Here is a 12,950-nt window from a genome sequence, read left to right on the forward strand (position 1 = left end):
GCCGGGCTCTCCTTCCGGTTCAGAGCTTCTTCAGCCAATCCATCGCGGGGTGGCTGTCCTTCAGCTTGTTGGAGCGGTAGCCGGCGTACAGCTCGGCGAACCATTCGCCCGGGGCGCGGAACTGGTAGCCGGTCAGCGCCTTCTTGCGCGCCGAGGCGAGGTAGCGCACCCAGACCCGCGCATAGGCCTCGTGGTAGACGTAGTCGCCGATCTGCAGCGTGCTGCAGTCGCCCTGCCGGCGGTAGACGTCGGAGGCGGTGGCGGTCGCCAGCCAGTTGTGGAAGGCGGCCAGCGCGTTCGCCTCGTCGCCGGGCTTCGCGGCCGGTGGCTGCACCGGCTTGTTGAGCAGCCGGTCGGCGATGTAGCGCTTCTGCTCGGCGGTCTTGTAGAACGCGGCGAAGCGCGCGTCGCCGCCGATCGCGTCGGCGATCGGCTGCACGCTCGCGCCGAAGGTGGTCCAGCCGCCGTACTTCTCGAGGTGGCCGTTGCGCGCCATGAAACCCTGCGCGTCGTCGACCGCATGGCCCACCTCGTGCGCCGCGGCGAAACCGAGGTACTCCACGGCGGCGGCGTTCTTGGGCTGGCAGTCCGCCTCCACGTCGGGCGGCAGCTCCGAGGCGATCGCCGCGCCGAAACCCTGCGGAATGCCGGGCCGGCCGTTCATGCGGATCTTGACGTCGTCGTAGCTGTGCGAGCCGCCGGCCGAGCCGACCGCGTCCTTCCACTCGACGCCGGACACGCTCGGGCTGTCGACGATGTCCTGCGGGATCTTCGAGAACATGTCGCAGACCACCTTCATGGTCTTCACCGGGTCGCCGGCCGGCACCGCCGGCGCAGTGACGGTGGCGGCCTTGGCCGGGAACGGTGCGGCGTTGGTGAACTTGACCCCGTAGCGCCCCTCGGCCAGCGCATTGAGCAGCTTGATGTCGCCACCGTTGGGGATGGCCTGGATCATCTGGTCGACCTCGGACGCGCCGCCCTGGCCGACCATCTTCTTGGCCAGCGTGGTGATCTTCGCGGCGTCCGGCGCGCCGGCGCTCATCAGCCCCTTCATGGCCGACTTGTCCAGGCGCAGCTCGATCTGGTCCTGCTGCTTGGCGGCCGCGGCGAAATCGAGCGCGTCGGCCTTGGCCTTGGCCTGCGTCTCCAGCCCGGTCAGCGCGTTCTTCTCGCCGGCGTCGGTCAGCGCGGTGATGCGCGGCGCGAGTTCGGTGGCGCGCCGGTCGAAGGCCTCGCGGGCCTTGTCGGCCGCCTGGGCCTCGGCCACCGCGTCGCTGCCGCGCCGCAGCGCCGCGATGGCCTCGACGCCGTCGTGCTTCGCGTCGGCCGCCTTGGCGTCGGCCAGGCCCTTGGCCACCGCGTCGATGCGTGGCTTGATCTGCGCCGCGCGCGGCGAGGCCTGCAGCGCCTTGAGCCGGGCCTCGAGCGCCGGAAGGTCGGCAGCGAACTGGGCGTGGGCGGTCTGGATGCGCTTGGCCTCGGTCAGCGCCGCGGCGGCCTGGGCGGTGGCCTTGGCCGCGGCCTCGCCGTCGTTCTTTGCCAGCGCCTCCTTCGCGGCCTTGACGGCGTCGTCGAAGCGCTTGAAGGCCTCCTTCGCCGCGTCGGCATGCTTGGCGCCCTGCGCGGCGGCGCCATCGGCGGCAAGCTGGTCCAGCGCCGTCTTCAGCGCCGCCTTGTTGCCCGGCTTGGCGGCCGCCGCCTCGGCCGCGGCAGCCGCGCCGAGGCCGTCGACCAGCGATTTCGCCGCGGCCAGGTCGGCCCGCGCGCGTTTCACCTCGGCCAGCACGCCGGCCCAGCCGGCCGCCGGGTCGGGCGCGCCGTCGATCACGACGGTCAGGTTCTTCGCGCCCGCCAGCCGGGTGCGGATTGCCTCGCGCTGCGCCGTGACCTTGGCCGCGGCCGGGTGCTTGTCGAGTTCGGCCAGTTCGCGGTCGGCGGCGGCGCGCTCCTTCGCGTGCTCGGCAATGGTCGGTCCGACGGCGGCCCAGGTGGTCGCCTGCTGCTCGGCGCGCACCAGCTCCGCCAGCCCCTGCTCGATCTTCAGCGAGCCGATGGCGGCCAAGGCATCGGCCTGCACCACCCGCTTGTCGAGCGCCTCGGCACGCGCCTTCAGCGGCAGCTGTGCGCGCACAGTGGCCACGGCGGCGACGGTCTTGCCGCGTTGCGCCTCGTACTTGTCGCGCCGCTCGCAGATGCGCGCGGCCGGCCCGAGCAGGCGCAGCGCGGCGGCGGCGCGCTGCAGGCAGGCGCTCCATTCGCCGGCGGCGAAATGCTTGTCGGCCGCCGCCAGGTGCTGGCGGCCGGGATCGACCTGCGCCTTGGCGTAGCCGCGCGACTCCTTGCTCGTCGCATCGATCGCGGTCTGCTTGGCCTTGCACTTGTCGAGCAGGTCCTTCAGCAGCGGCTTGAGCTGGCCGGGGATCAGGGCGATCTTGGCCAGCGCCGCCGCGAAGTTGAGCGGCGGTCCCTTGGCGATGTTGTCGGCCGCCACCAGCTTGGGCCGCACCCAGGCGTCGGCGTCGAAATCGGCATTGCCGAAGGCGTACGCCAGCGCCTCGGCATCGGCGCGCTGGCGCAGGTAGTCGACCCAGTCGTCGCCGGCCTTCTTCGCCGTGGCCGCCAGCGTCTTGGCCTCCGCGAGCGCCTGCTTGGCCTGGGTCCAGGCCTTTGCGGCGGCCTGCGTGTCGGCCTCGCCGAGCTTGGCGCTGGCGGCCGCGATCTCGGCGACGATGCGCGACTGCTGCGGGTGCTTGCCGAGCGCGTCGATGTCGCGCTTGACCGCGGCGCGCGCGACGGCAAAGGCCTTGGCCTCCGGGTCGGCCGCGCCGGTCGCGGAACCGGTGGGCGCACCCGCGGTCGGCCCGGACGCGGGCTTGGCCGGGGGCGTGCCGCCCGACGGCGGTGTCGTCCCGCCGCCACTGGCCGTGCTGCCGACGGTGGCCGAGGCGGGGTCCTTCTTGTCGTTGGCGGTGCCGAGCACCGCCTCGAGATCGGGACCGTCCGGCGACTTGTTCTTCAGCGGCGGCAGCCCGAGCGTGGCGAGCAGGCCCATGCGAGTCTCTCCTTGGCGTGGTGCAGGTTCACCGACGGGTGAGTGGCGCGTCGCAGTCTAGCGCCGGCGGAGTATGCTCAGGGCCCCCGACCACCCCCGGATGCGCGGATGCAACCCTGCCCCGACACCTCGCCGCGATGCCGCACCCGAGCCGGGGTCGCCGCCCTGGCCGTGCTGCTGCTCGGCGCGGCGGCCTGCACGGGGCAGGCCGGCGAATCCGGCGACAAGAGGCCGCAGACGATGTCATCCTCACCGAAGGCCGGCGCGGCCGGCGCCAAGATCTCCGCCGCCACGCTGGCCGAACTCTTCCCGGCCGGGCTCGGGCCCTGGACGCTGAAGCAACTGCAGGAGCCGCCGCAGCACGCCGGTGCGCCCACGCCCGGGCCGGCCATGCAGGCCTCCTACACCCAGGGGGCGCAGGAGGCGCAGATCACCGCGACGGCCGGCCCGCCCGGCGGCGCGGCCAAGGGCAGCCGCGAGGTCTACCGCGAGGCGCGTGCCCAGCAGGGCGACACGCTGGTCGTGATCACTCTGCCCAACGGGCTGGCGTTTGCCGCCACGAGCCGCAGCGCCGACGCCGCCACGCTCGAGGCGATGTTGCGCAGCATCGACCTGGACAAGGCCGAGACGCTCGCACCGTAGCCGCGCGTCAGAACAGCGCGGCGAGAAAGCCCAGGCTGCGCCCGAGCGCGAGCGCCGCGCTGGCCGGGTGGTAGGTCGCGCGCGACCAGCAGTTGAAGCCGTGCTGTGCGCCGGGGTAGTCGTGGAACTGCGCCGGTGCGTGGGCCATCGCGGCACGCACCGCCGCCACCGCCTCGGGCGGGATGCTCGCATCCTGCTGCGCATGGTGGAACAGGATCGGGCAGCGGATCTGCGGCGCCAGCTCGAGCTGGCCGGCGATGCCGCCGCCGTAGTAGCACACCGCGGCGTCCACGTTGCACAGCGCCGCGGCGGTGAAGGCCAGCCGGCCGCCCATGCAGTAGCCGATCGCACCGACCCGCGCGCCGCACTCGGGCCGTGCGCGCAGCGCGGCCAGGCTGGCCTGCAGGTCGGCCACCACGTCGTCGCGCGCGACGGTGCGCATCAGCGCCAGCGCACGCTCGCGCTCCTCGCCGACGTAGCCGAGCTCGATGCGCCGCCCCTGGCGCCAGAACAGGTCGGGCGCGATCACGCTGAAGCCGGCCAGCGCGTACTGCTGCGCCACGCCGCGGATGTGCGGGTTGATGCCGAAGATCTCCTGCAGCAGCAGCAGCCCCGGGCCGTGGCCGGCCGGCGGCAGCGCGAGGTAGGCGTCCATCGTGCCGCCGGGCACGGCGAGCTCGATCCATTCGGTGCGGACGGGCTGCTCGGTCGTCATGGCGTGTTCCGGGGCGGTTTCGGGGTCACGATCGTACGGCTCCCGCGCGCCGCGGCGCGGCCCCGGGCACGCGCCGGCGGGCCGGCCGCAGCCGACTCGCGCAGCGCCGCGTCGATCAGCGCATCGGCCATCCACAGCGCGACACGCTCGACCTCGCGGTCGGGCAGGCGCCAGATGTCCTTCAGGATCATGTAGGGCTCGATGCCGTAGACCACCGACAGCGCGTGGTGCAGCCGGTCGCGCGAGGCGGGCGTGAGCGCCGGCGCGAGCGGCGCGATGGCGTGCTCGAGGATGCGCACGCGGTGGCCGCGCCGGTAGGGCTCCTCCTCGAGCAGCCCGGCGCGCTCGAGCGCCCACTGCTCGAGCGTGAGCTGCGCGGCGGCGCGCAGCTGCGCCTCGAACTCCTTGAAGCGCGGGAAGGTCTTGGCGAACAGCTCGTGCACACGCGCGCGGCCGTCGGGCGAATCGCTCGCGAAGCTGCGCACCGGGCCGAGCGAGGTGTCGATCACCGCGGTGACCAGCGCGCTGCGGCTCGGGAAGTACCGGTAGGCGGTGGCGCGCGAGACGTTCGAGCGCACCGCCACCTCGGCCACCGAGGGAATGTGGCCGCGTTCCTGGATCAGGCGCATGCCGGTTTCGAGCAGCAGGTTCCAGGTGGCCGCCTTGACGCCGCGTGCCGGCGGCTGCGGGGGCTCGGTGACACGCGGCTTGGGTCGGGCCATGCGGGTTAGTCCGGGGCTGGGGCGATGGGGTCTTGGCTTGCGGCCGGTCAAACGCGGCCCGTATGATGCAGCCATCCCGATCTGAGACACAAGTCTCAAATCGATCCAGAGCGTCTCACGGGTCGCGCCGCGCGGCCGCCGGACGGGCGCCACCAGGAGACAAGACGATGCGGCTGGCCTGCTGGAGCTGGGGCGGGCGCCACCATGCCGGCACGGTGTCGGCGGACGGGCGCGAGCTGACCCCGCTGTCGGTGCCCACCCCGGAGCTCGGCGCGCTGCCGCTGATCCAGGCGCTGGCACGCGGCGAGGGGCTGCCGCGGCCTGCCGGTCCGCGCCTGCCGGTGGCCGCGGCCACGCTGCACGCGCCGCTGCCGCGCCCGCTGCGCGGGCTGTTCTGCGTCGGCCGCAACTACCACGACCACGCGGCCGAACTCTCGGCCAGCGTGTTCCGCGACAGCCTGCCGGCCGAGCACCGCTGGCCCATCGTGTTCACCAAGTTCGCCGAGTGCGTGGTCGGCCCGCACGACGACGTGCGGCTGCCGCCGGCCTCGCTGTCGAGCCAGATCGACTACGAATCCGAGCTGGCGGTGGTGATCGGCCGCGGCGGGCGCGACATCCCGGCCGCGCGCGCGGTGGAGCATGTGTTCGGCTGGACCATCGTCAACGACGTGACCGCGCGCGACGTGCAGGTGCGCCACCAGCAGTGGGACCTGGGCAAGAGCTTCGACACCTTCTGTCCGATGGGGCCGTGGATCGTCGGCCTCGACGAACTCGACGCGCGCGACACGCGCCTGCGCGGCACCCTGATCCGCCGCGACGGCACGCAGGAGCTGCGCCAGGACGGCCACACGCGCGACATGATCTTCGGCGTGCCCGCGCTGATCGAGACCTGCTCGCGCGGCATCACGCTGCACCCGGGCGACGTGATCGCCACCGGCACCTGCGCCGGCGTCGGCATGGGCTTCCAGCCGCCGAAGTGGCTCGCCGCGGGCGACCGCTTCCGCATCGAGATCGACGGCATCGGCGCGATCGAGAACCGCTTCGTCGCCGCCTGAGGATCACACGATGGCGCTGCACCTGATCGACAAGCTGGCCGTCGAGGACGAAGGCGAGGGCGATGCGGTGGTCTGCGTGCACGGCCTGGGCGGCAGCAGCAACACCTGGACGCCGCTGATGGGTGCGCTGGCCGGCCACCGCGTGCTGCGGCTCGACATGCCGGGCAGCGCGCGCTCGGCCGGCGTGTCGGGCCCGATCACGATCGAGCGGCTCGCCGAGGCCGTGCTCTCGGTGTGCGGCCGGCTCGGCATCACGCGCGCGCACCTGCTCGGCCATTCGATGGGCACCATCGTCTGCCAGCATGTCGCGGCGGCGCAGCCGAAGCTGGTGCGCAGCCTGGCGCTGTTCGGCCCGCTGATCGCCCCGGCCGAGGCGGCGCGTGCCACGATGCGCACGCGGGCCGCCAAGGCGCGTGGCGAGGGCCTGGGCGGCATGCAAGAGATCGCGCAGGCGCTGATGCACGCGGCCACCGCGGCCGAGACGCGCCAGCGCCAGCCGGCCGCGGCGGCCTTCGTGCGCGAGAGCCTGATGCGCCAGGACCCCGAGGCCTACGCGCGCAGCTGCGAATGTCTGGCCGCGGCCCAGCCCGCGGAGCTGGCGCGCATCGCGGCGCCGGTGCTGCTGGTCACCGGCGACGAGGACAGCGTGGCGCCGCCGCAGAACGTGCGCGCGATGGCGGAGAAGCTGGTCCACGCGAAGGGCGGCGTGCGCGTCGTGGTGCTGGGCCGCTGCGGCCACTGGACGCCGGTCGAGCGGCCCGAGGATTGCGCGCGCGAGCTGCGCGCCTTCCTGAGTTCGCAACGCTGAGGAGCACCCGATGGCAGACGTCCTGTTCACCAACGTGCGCATCTTCGACGGCGGCGGCGAGACGCCGTTCATGGGCGAGGTCCTGGTGCAGGGCAACCGCATCACGCGCGTCGCGCGCAGCGGGCCGGGCGCCTGGTCGGCCCCGGGCCCCCGCGCGCCGATCGGTGGCGCCACGGTGGTCGACGGTGCGGGCGCCTTCCTGATGCCGGGCATGGTGGAGGCGCACACGCACTTCTCGTGGAACGACCAGCCGAGCCTGGACGCCATCCAGCGCATGCCGCCGGAGGAGCACATCCTGTGGTGCGCCGAGGTGGCCAGGCGCTATCTCGACATGGGCTGGACGTCGTGCGTCGGCGCGGCCACCGCCAAGCCGCGCCTGGACGTGGTGATCCGCAACGCGATCGAGGACGGCACCATCGTCGGCCCGCGCTACCTGGCCGCGAGCCAGGAGATCACCGTGCCCGGCGGCCTGGGCGACACCACGCAGCCGCACCTGCCGCAGCCCGAGTTCGCCTTCGGTGCGGTGGTCAGCGGCCCGCACGAGATGCGCCGCTGCGTGCGCATGTTCGCCAAGTACGGCGTGGACACGCTGAAGATCAACCTCTCGGGCGAATCGATCACCGGCTTCTCGAGCGAGAAGAGCCAGTTCACCGAGGAGGAGATCGCCGTCTGCGTCGAGGAGGCCAAGGCCTGGGGCAAGCGTGTCGCCGCGCATGCGCGCTCGACCTGGTCGATCAAGCAGTGCATCAAGCACGGCATCGAGGTCATCTACCACGCCAGCTTCGCCGACGAGGAGGCGCTCGACCTGCTCGAGGCGCACAAGTTCGAGCACTTCGTCGCCCCGGGCCTGGCCTGGCTGGTCAACACCTGCCACCACGCCTCGAAGTGGGGCCTGACGCCCGAGGTCACGCGCAGGATGGGCTACCACCACGAGCTCGAGTGCGCGATCGAGAGCATGAAGGCGATGCGCCGGCGCGGCATCCGCATCCTGCCCGGTGGCGACTACGGCTTCGCCTGGACGCCGCACGGCACGAACGCGAAGGACCTGGAGTACTTCGTCAAGCTGGTCGGCATGAGCCCGATGGAGGCGCTGCTGTCGGCCACCGCCTGGGGCGGCCCGATGATGAAGATGGGCAAGCAGCTCGGCTACATCCGCGAGGGCTGCCTGGCCGACATCCTGCTCGTCGACGGCGACCCGCTGGCCGACATCACGATCCTGCAGGACAAGGCGCGCATCCTGGCGGTGATGAAGGACGGCGAGTTCCACCGCGCGCCGCCGCTGCGCGCCGCGCGCACGGCCACGCGCTGGGCCGCCTGAGGAGACGACGATGGCCGACGTGCTCTTCACCAACGTGCGCATCCTCGACGGCACGCTCGCCCACCCGTACGCCGGCAGCGTGCTGGTGCAGGGCAACCGCATCCGCGCCGTGGGCCGCTCGACGGCGCCGATCTCCTCCGCCGGCGCGACCGTGATCGACGGCGCCGGTGCGACGCTGATGCCGGGCATGTGCGAGGCCCACACGCATTTCTCGTGGAACGACGCCGCCACGCTGGCGCAGATCCAGACCATGCCGCTGGAGGAGCATGTGCTGTGGTGCGCCAAGGTGGCGCGGCGCTACCTCGAGGCCGGCTTCACCTCCTGCGTCGGCGCGGCCTGCGCCAAGCCGCGCCTGGACGTGGTGATCCGCAACGCCATCAACGCCGGGCAGATTCCCGGCCCGCGCTACCTCGCCGCGAGCCAGGAGATCACCGTGTTCGGCGCGCTCGGCGACGAGACCCTGCCGCACCTGCCGTTCCCCGAGTTCAGCTTCGGCGTCAACGTCACCGGCGCGCAGGAAATGCGCAAGGCGGTGCGCATGTTCCTGAAATACGGCGTCGACTCGATCAAGCTGAATCTCTCGGGCGACAACTTCACGCCGCAGTCGCCCGCCGACACGAGCTGGATGACCGACGAGGAGGTCGCCGCCGCGATGCAGGAGGTGCGCATGCGCGGCAAGCGCGCCGCGGCGCACGCGCGCTCGGCCGAGTCGGTGAAGCAGGCGCTGCGCCACGGCATCGAGATCATCTACCACGCGAGCTTCACCGACGAGGAGACGCTCGACCTGCTGGAGGAACAGAAGGAGCGCATCTTCGTCGCCCCCGGCATCGCCATCCTGTACGCGATGCTCAACGAGGCCGAGCCCTGGGGCATCACCCGCGCGATGGCCACCGACATGGGCTACCAGGTCGAGTGGGACGCGGCGCTCGAGTCGCTGCGTGCGATGCACAGGCGCGGCATCCGCATCCTGCCCGGCGGCGACTACGGCTTCGCCTTCACGCCGCACTGCCAGAACGCGCGCGACCTGGAGTTCTTCGTCAAGTACCTCGGCTTCACGCCGGCCGAGGCGATCCGCTGCGCCACGCAGTACGGCGGCCAGATCATGATGCGTCCGCACGAGCTCGGCCAGGTGAAGGAGGGTTACCTCGCCGACCTGCTGCTCGTGGACGGCGACCCGCTCGCCAACCTGTCGATCCTGCGCGACCCGAAACGCCTCCTCGCGGTGATGAAGGACGGGCAGTGGGCCAAGGCGCCGGAGATCGCCGCCGAGCGCTTCTGGGGGCGTGCGGCATGAGGATGTCCCGGGCGCAGCTCGCGGCCTGGCTGCTGGTGGGCGGCCCGATCCTCGTGTTCTCGGTCTGGGCGCTGGTGGACAACCCGCGCCTGTACCTCGTCACGCTGCTCAACGGGCTGACGCTGGCCTCGCTCTACTTCATCGTCGCCAGCGGTTTCACGCTCGTGTTCGGGCTGATGCGCAACGTCAACCTCGCGCACGGCAGCCTGTACCTGCTGGGCGGCTACGTCGGCTACGTGGTGGCGGGGCACACCGGCTGGTGGATCCTCGCGCTGGCCGCCGGCTTCGCCGCGGCGGCGCTCGGCGGGCTGCTGCTGCAGGGCCTGATCCTGCGCCACATGCAGGGGCAGGACCTGCGCCAGACCATGGTCACGATCGGCCTGTCGATCGTGATCGCCGACATCCTGCTGTGGATCTTCACCGGGCAGGTCTACCAGATGGAGGCGCCCGAGTGGCTGCAGGGGCCGATCCGCGACATTCCGCTGATCCGCGCCTACTCGGCCTACCGGCTCAGCCTGCTCGGCTTCGGCATCGCCATCGGCGTGTTCCTGTGGTGGCTGCTCGCGAAGACCCGCGTCGGCGCGATGATCCGCGCCGGCGTCGACGACCGCGGCATGCTCGCCGCCTCCGGCATCAACGTGAACCTGGTGTTCGCGGTCACCTTCGCGCTCGGCGCCGGGCTGGCCGGCTTCGGCGGGGTGATCGGCGCCGTCGAGCTCTCGATGGTGCCGGGCGAGGACACCCGGCTGCTGCTCGCCTCGCTGATCGTCGTGATCGTCGGCGGCATGGGCAGCGTGCCGGGTGCGGCCATCGGCGCGGCCATCCTCGGCCTGGCCGAGACCTACGGCCTGGCCTACGCGCCGACCTACAGCGTGGTGTTCACCTTCGTGATCCTGATCGGCGTGCTCGCGTTCCGGCCGCGCGGGATCATGGGGCGCGCGGCATGAGTGCAGCACAGTGGCGCAGGGCGATGAACTCCCGCGGTGCGGCGCAGGTGCCTCCGCGGCCGAGCATTGCGCCGCCCGCGCCCGCCCCGGCCGACCCCTACGAACACAGCGACGCCCCGCGCTGGCTCAAGTTCCTCTGGCGCACGCTCGCGCCGCGCCATGTGTTCGGCGGGCTGGCGCTGCTGCTGTTTCCCTTCGTCGCCACGCCCTTCTTCACCTTCCAGGTGGCCGCGCAGGCGCTGGTGCTCGGGCTGATCGCGCTCTCGCTCGGCTTCCTGGCCGGCTACGGCGGCATGGTCTCGCTGGCGCAGATGACGGTGGCGGGCATCGCCGGCTACGCGATGGCGGTGCTGGGCACCAGCAGCAGCCCCGAGATCAGCCTCGGCTGGCCCTGGTGGGTGGCGGTGCCCGCGGCGGTGCTGGTGGCCACCTTGTGCGCCACGCTGATCGGCTGGCTCTCGGTGCGCACCGAGGGCATCTACACCATCATGATCACGCTGGCCATCGGCGTGGCCTTCTACTACCTGGTGCTGCAGAACTACAGCGTGTTCAACGGCTTCCAGGGGCTGCGCGAACTCAAGCCGCCCACCGTGTTCGGCGTGCACTGGCGCGACCCGCTGCCGTTCTACTTCCTCAGCCTGTTCTGGGCGCTGGCCGGCTACGCGCTGGTGCGTTACGTGGTGCGTGCGCCCTTCGGCATCGCGCTGCAGGGCATCCGCGACAACCCGCGCCGCATGGCCGCGCTCGGCTTCCACGTCGTCGCGCACCGCGTCGCGGCCTATGCGCTGGCCGGGCTGATCGCCGCGGTCGGCGGCATCCTGCTGGCCTGGTACAACGCGCTGATGACGCCGGGCTCGGTGGGCACCGGATGGCTCATCAACCTGCTCGTCATCGCCGTGCTCGGCGGCGTGAAGCACCCGATCGGCGCCTTCCTCGGCGCGCTGGTGTTCGTGCTGCTGCAGACCTTCGCGATCGACGTGATCGACCGCGAGCGCTTCAACCTCGTGATCGGCGGCATGTTCCTGCTGATCGTGCTGTTTTCCCCCGACGGCCTGCTCGGACTCTGGGCGAAGCTCCGCTCGCGCTTCGGACCGCCGCAGACCCTGACTTCCACCCCAAGGAGACAAGCGTGAAAGTGACGAAGAGACTCTGGGTCCGTTCGATGCTGGGAGCCGCCGCGCTGTCCGCGCTGATGGGCAGCGCCTGGGCGCAAGGGCAGCCGGTCAAGATCGGCCTGCTGGCCACGCTGGAAGGCCCGTTCGCCGCCGGTGGCGCCGACGGCATGCGCGGCGCCGAACTGGCCGTCAAGCAGCGCGGCGGCGTGGTCGCCGGCCGCAAGATCGAGATCATCAAGGCCAGCTCCGACGCCAAGCCCGACGTGGCCGTCAACGCCACGCGCAAGCTGGTCGAGCAGGACAAGGTCGACATCATGGTCGGCCCGCTGTCCGGCGGCGAGGGCATCGCGGTCAAGGACTACTCGAAGACCCAGCCGCAGGTCACCTTCATCAACGGCGCCTCCGGGGCGCAGGCGACCACGCTGGTCAACCCGAGCCCGAACTTCTTCCGCTTCAACACCGAGGGTGCGCAGTGGATGGTGGGCCTGGGCAAGGCCGCGCTGGACAAGGGCTACAAGCGCGTGATGGTGATCGCCGAGGACTATGCCTTCCCGTACTCGCAGGTGCAGGGCTTCATGGCCGAGTACTGCCGGCTCGGCGGCAAGGTGCCCGAGAAGGCCTGGGTGCCGCTGGGCGGCAAGGACTACAGCTCGGTGATCGCCAAGATCCCGAAGGACGTCGATGCGCTGCTGGTGGTGCTCGGCGGCGCCGACGCGGTGAACTTCCTGACCCAGTATGAAAACGCCGGCGGCGACAAGCCGATGCTCGGCGGCTCGATCACGGTCAGCCAGGACGTGCTGAACTACAAGGGCAAGCGGCGCGAGTCGCTGGTGGGCACGCTCTCGGCCGGCCCGGTGGCCGACAGCTACGACGGTGCCGACTGGAAGGCCTTCGTGGCCGACTACCAGAAGAACTACCCGGTCTCGGCCGGCGGCTTCCCGAGCCCGAGCCTGTTCGCCTACGTGTACTACATGAACATGAAGGCGGCGCTGGACGGGCTGGACGCCGTCAAGGGCGACCTCTCCGGCGGCCAGGCCAAGTACCGCGAGGCGCTGTCCAAGCTGGTGCTGAAGACGCCCACCGGCGACGTGCGCCTGGACGCCAACCGCCAGGCCATCGGCACGACCTTCGTCACCGAGGTGGTGAAGGACGCCAAGGGCGAGCTGACGACCAAGGTCGCGCGCAAGGTCGACAACGTCGAGCAGACGCTCGGCATGAAGCCCGACGAGTTCAAGATCGGCTCGCGCGACGTGCCTTCCTGCCCCTGAGGACGAGGGCCGCG

General features: G+C 71.8%; 11 protein-coding genes. 8 read left to right on the top strand and 3 right to left on the bottom strand.

Translation table 11 applies throughout. The features are described from left to right. Window positions 1-19: 19 nt before the first annotated feature. Complete coding sequence (locus D9C15_RS09650; RefSeq protein ID WP_127997243.1) at window positions 20-3,052, bottom strand: coiled-coil domain-containing protein; 3,033 nt, start codon at window positions 3,050-3,052, stop codon at window positions 20-22. Window positions 3,053-3,160: 108 nt separating this feature from the next. Between D9C15_RS09650 and D9C15_RS09655 the strand changes: the two genes are divergently transcribed. Then, window positions 3,161-3,694: a hypothetical protein gene (locus D9C15_RS09655; protein WP_127997244.1), complete on the top strand. Its 534-nt coding sequence runs from the start codon at window positions 3,161-3,163 to the stop codon at window positions 3,692-3,694. Between the two features lie 7 nt (window positions 3,695-3,701). Here the strand turns inward: D9C15_RS09655 and D9C15_RS09660 are convergent, their stop codons facing one another. After that, window positions 3,702-4,409, bottom strand: a complete 708-nt coding sequence (locus tag D9C15_RS09660; RefSeq protein WP_375138770.1) for a dienelactone hydrolase family protein — start codon at window positions 4,407-4,409, stop codon at window positions 3,702-3,704. Continuing rightward, a complete protein-coding gene (locus D9C15_RS09665) occupies window positions 4,406-5,131 on the bottom strand; it encodes a TetR/AcrR family transcriptional regulator (protein ID WP_127997245.1) in 726 nt (241 codons plus the stop codon). Before D9C15_RS09665 ends, D9C15_RS09660 begins: the two co-directional genes overlap by 4 nt. A 167-nt stretch (window positions 5,132-5,298) precedes the next feature. On the opposite strand from D9C15_RS09665, the gene D9C15_RS09670 reads away from it, so the two are divergent. From D9C15_RS09670 to D9C15_RS09700, 7 genes are read left to right on the top strand one after another with little or no spacing between them, the layout of a single operon-like run. Then, a complete protein-coding gene (locus D9C15_RS09670; RefSeq protein WP_127997246.1) occupies window positions 5,299-6,186 on the top strand; it encodes a fumarylacetoacetate hydrolase family protein in 888 nt (295 codons plus the stop codon). A 10-nt stretch (window positions 6,187-6,196) separates the two neighbouring features. Beyond that, the gene (locus D9C15_RS09675; RefSeq protein ID WP_127997247.1) at window positions 6,197-6,994 is read left to right on the top strand and encodes an alpha/beta fold hydrolase; all 798 of its coding nucleotides are present in this window, start codon (window positions 6,197-6,199) and stop codon (window positions 6,992-6,994) included. Window positions 6,995-7,004: 10 nt separating this feature from the next. Then, on the top strand, window positions 7,005-8,312 hold the full coding sequence (locus D9C15_RS09680) for a metal-dependent hydrolase family protein (protein ID WP_127997248.1): 1,308 nt from the start codon (window positions 7,005-7,007) through the stop codon (window positions 8,310-8,312). 10 nt (window positions 8,313-8,322) lie between these two features. Further along, entirely contained in the window at window positions 8,323-9,606 is a 1,284-nt protein-coding gene (locus D9C15_RS09685) for a metal-dependent hydrolase family protein (protein WP_127997249.1), read from the top strand. Beyond that, window positions 9,603-10,553: a branched-chain amino acid ABC transporter permease gene (locus D9C15_RS09690; RefSeq protein ID WP_127997250.1), complete on the top strand. Its 951-nt coding sequence runs from the start codon at window positions 9,603-9,605 to the stop codon at window positions 10,551-10,553. The genes D9C15_RS09685 and D9C15_RS09690 overlap by 4 nt, the downstream gene beginning before the upstream one ends. Window positions 10,554-10,576: 23 nt before the next feature. After that, window positions 10,577-11,686: a branched-chain amino acid ABC transporter permease gene (locus D9C15_RS09695; RefSeq protein ID WP_127997251.1), complete on the top strand. Its 1,110-nt coding sequence runs from the start codon at window positions 10,577-10,579 to the stop codon at window positions 11,684-11,686. Further along, window positions 11,683-12,936: an ABC transporter substrate-binding protein gene (locus D9C15_RS09700; RefSeq protein ID WP_205854772.1), complete on the top strand. Its 1,254-nt coding sequence runs from the start codon at window positions 11,683-11,685 to the stop codon at window positions 12,934-12,936. Before D9C15_RS09695 ends, D9C15_RS09700 begins: the two co-directional genes overlap by 4 nt. Window positions 12,937-12,950 lie beyond the last annotated feature (14 nt).

This window comes from Piscinibacter defluvii, assembly GCF_004011805.1.
Classification (GTDB): domain Bacteria; phylum Pseudomonadota; class Gammaproteobacteria; order Burkholderiales; family Burkholderiaceae_C; genus Piscinibacter; species Piscinibacter defluvii.